Here is a 3,084-nt window from a genome sequence, read left to right as displayed (position 1 = left end):
TTTGCAATTTTGGGTTTGGTGAGTGTTTTTTTAATTTTTAGTTTGGCTTATTGGTGCAGGCGCAAGCGCTTCAAAAGCGGCGTGTCAACGCATAACAAGCAATTCAACAGGGATAAAAAACTTGCGGGCTTTTCGCTTCGCTCAATTTTAGCCCACAATTTTTTACCCGTTAATCGGGCGTTAGGCTTTCGCAATGCTCCGAGTAATATTATTCACTGGCATTTTATTGATTACAGCATCAACACACGCAGAGAAAAGAATGGAAGTATTAAGAGACATTATAAATAGTGACCAGTGGGCGGTAGCAGAGGGAACGCACAATGATCTTCCTCTAATGATTCGTTTTCGTAATAAATTAAGTAAAGATTCAAGTATTTCAAATCACCCTCAGCTTATTCGTATATATTGGGATTACTCACCACACGAATCGGGGATGCCTTCCACCGATGATAGCCAAAGTATGGAAGTTTTTGAAAATCGCTTAGTAGATGCATTAGAAACTGACTTGTCAGGTGTATTGGCGGCAGCAATAACTACTAATGGCTATCGTGAATGGGTTTGGTATTGCGTATCAACAGAAGTATTTGCAGAGAGCCTGCACAATATGCCTCAAGAGACCGAACCATATCCGATTGAAATTGAGGCTGAAAGCGACCCTGAATGGGATTACTTCTTTAGCCAGGTACGTCCAGAGTGATAAGCCTAACAAACGCTTCAACCAAAGGACGCAAAACAGCAGGCTTGCGCTCCTCCGTCGCTAATTTTAGCCTGCTATTTTGCGCCGGTTAAGCGAGGCGTTATACGCACTGGGAAGTTGAGTGACAAAGAACGACTACGAAATTATTGAGCAACTAGAAGTTGACGGTATCGGCATTGCTAGAGCTGGTTTAAAGGTAAGTCACGTTCGCTTTGGATGTGGCGAGATTGAAGAGATTTATAGTTATAAATCGGGTGAATATACAATCAGGGTCAATTTTGAATCACATGGTTCAAAAGCACTGGTGCCAGAATACGCAAACTTAAAACTATTTACTCAGCCTCAAGAACAATCAATTCTAGGCAAGCTAAAAAAGCTCTTTCGCTAATGTGCGTATAACAAGTTAATTAAACCGTGGACGAAAAACAGTAGGCTTGCGCTCCTCCGTCGCTTATTTTAGCCTACTATTTTTCGCCGTTTATTAAGGCGTTATATTTCCCATTGAACTCCGGAGAAGAATTTGAAGTTCCCTAAAGACCCAAAAGCAAGAGCAAGCTTTTCACAAGGAATTATCTATGCAGTTTCAGTCGATGACTTCATATTCTATTGCCAAGTTGCGGTGAATCAATCATTAGGTTTCTTTAAAGTTAGGTCTAATGAGCTTCTTGATATTAATGACGTACTTAGTTACCCGATTATGTCTAGGTTTGGAATCAGTCGCCATTCACTAGGGCGCGCTCTAAAAGAAGGGCACTGGAAAAAGCTTGGGAAAGGTAAATTGAATGAGGATCTAAGCCAGTCAGTTCCAAGTGTTCAATGGCCAGTTGGCGAGTTGAAAGTTTCAGTTTGGTTAGATGGTGTCGTGATTAAAGAAACTTCTGCTTTTGATCCGCAGATCCAATCTTACGAAATTATCATGGCGTATGATGCAATATCACATGTACCGGAGCGACTTTCTGTTGATTATGCTGATGACCCTGAGCAATTTGAATCAGGTGGTACAGTTTGGAGGCAACGTAAATTAAAGGAATACCTCGCTACTAAGTTTCCAACAGCACCTTATCATAAACTTCCCGACGAGTGGGTTCATACACAGCGGGAAATATAACAAGGCCGTTAAACAAAGGACACAAAACAGCAGGCTGTGCTCCTTCGTCGCAAATTTTAGCCTGCTATTTTGTGCCGTTTACGGCGAGCGTTGTGCGTCATTTCAAGTCAGTGACTTAAAAGCTGTGTTTACATCAAATCTTTTCTTCAAATCAGCTTTTAGGTACAGTGGCGTAATCAAATTTTAAGTTGGTCTTGGCTTTTCGTTTTTCAATTTAAGCTGTGACCAGAAAGGTCATTCACCAGTAATGCTCTTCTTTACAATTTTGAGTTCGGTGGGTGTTTTTTAAATTAAAAGTTTAGCTCGTTGGTGCAGGCGCAAGCGCTTTAAAAGCAAATTGTAAACGCACAACAAGGCGCTAAACTAGGACAAAATTAAATAATCTCGTCGCTTCGCTCGATTATAGCTTATTCAATTTTGCCTGTTAGCTAAGCGTTAGCATTCAGGGAAGTTTGTGAGAATAATTCTAGTTTTGGTGTCACTAACTCTTATTGGTTGCTCCCCTGTTTGGGAAGACCCGCCGTATGAAGTCTATTACATTGATGGTGCAAAAACGTTAGGCTATAGCATTGGTGAAGGCTCATATATTGGGCGTATTGATGAGCCTGTAAATATTAATGCTAATAAAAAGTACATATCAGTTTATGCTTGCCCATATAAAACGTGTTCTTTTTATTACATCGATAAAACCAAAGACCATAAGTTTGCTGAGCACGACGAATTTGTGTTTGGACCATATACAAACGAGCAGTTTACAACGTTAGTTAAAAAGTTTGGCTTACCAAGTGTTGGCTCGGAGTAAGCTGAATGCTAACAAACGCTTTAACCAAGGGACGCAAAACAGCAGGCTTGCGCTCCTTCGTCGCTAATTTTAGCCTGCTATTTTGCGCCGGTTAAGCGAGGCGTTATGTGTTTCAGTAGTAAGGAGTTAATCTTGAAGCATTTAAGTATATTGTTGATTTCATTGTTAGCCACAGGATGCGTTGTACATATTCCTGTAAAAAAGATGCCTTCTGACAAAGAGATTATTCAATCATCAAAATCACAACTAAACTGCACAGAAAGTGAAATTAGAATAGTGCATAAAGGAAACAACCCCCTAATAGATTCGCGTAACTGGACTTTACAGTGTCCAAATACAAAATATGAGTGTGAACTAAAAGGCAATGGAAAAGCTTCTTGCGAAGAAGCATAAAACACATAACAAGTGCCTAAACCAAGGGACGCAAAACAGCAGGCTTGCGCTCCTTCGTCGCTAATTTTAGCCTGCTATTTTGCG

At 40.5% G+C, this 3,084-nt stretch carries 6 protein-coding genes; all 6 read left to right on the top strand.

Annotated features, from left to right (window positions below; all coding sequences use genetic code 11):
- Positions 1–288, top strand: a 288-nt coding sequence (locus CWB72_RS20765) for a hypothetical protein (protein ID WP_212747910.1), incomplete at its 5' end; no start/stop codon positions are given.
- A complete protein-coding gene (locus CWB72_RS19540; protein WP_138634904.1) occupies positions 194–697 on the top strand; it encodes a DUF695 domain-containing protein in 504 nt (167 codons plus the stop codon). The genes CWB72_RS20765 and CWB72_RS19540, both read left to right, overlap by 95 nt.
- 121 nt (positions 698–818) lie before the next feature.
- A complete protein-coding gene (locus CWB72_RS19535) occupies positions 819–1,085 on the top strand; it encodes a hypothetical protein (RefSeq protein WP_138634901.1) in 267 nt (88 codons plus the stop codon).
- A 132-nt stretch (positions 1,086–1,217) separates the two neighbouring features.
- Positions 1,218–1,805, top strand: coding sequence for a hypothetical protein (locus tag CWB72_RS19530; RefSeq protein ID WP_138634898.1), 588 nt, complete (start codon positions 1,218–1,220; stop codon positions 1,803–1,805).
- A gap of 454 nt (positions 1,806–2,259) precedes the next feature.
- On the top strand, positions 2,260–2,607 hold the full coding sequence (locus tag CWB72_RS19525; RefSeq protein WP_138634895.1) for a hypothetical protein: 348 nt from the start codon (positions 2,260–2,262) through the stop codon (positions 2,605–2,607).
- A gap of 132 nt (positions 2,608–2,739) precedes the next feature.
- Positions 2,740–3,000: a hypothetical protein gene (locus CWB72_RS19520; RefSeq protein ID WP_138634892.1), complete on the top strand. Its 261-nt coding sequence runs from the start codon at positions 2,740–2,742 to the stop codon at positions 2,998–3,000.
- The last annotated feature ends 84 nt before the right edge of the window (positions 3,001–3,084 follow it).

The sequence above is a fragment of the Pseudoalteromonas phenolica genome (assembly GCF_005886345.1).
Taxonomy (GTDB): domain Bacteria; phylum Pseudomonadota; class Gammaproteobacteria; order Enterobacterales; family Alteromonadaceae; genus Pseudoalteromonas; species Pseudoalteromonas phenolica_A.
Note: the sequence above shows the minus strand (reverse complement) of the source record. Positions and strands in the feature narration are given on the sequence as shown.

What these genes read in the sequence shown, in the direction of transcription:
- CWB72_RS19540 (WP_138634904.1), top strand. Translation starts at nt 194, where the DNA reads ATGCTCCGAGTAATATTATTCACTGGCATTTTATTGATTACAGCATCA.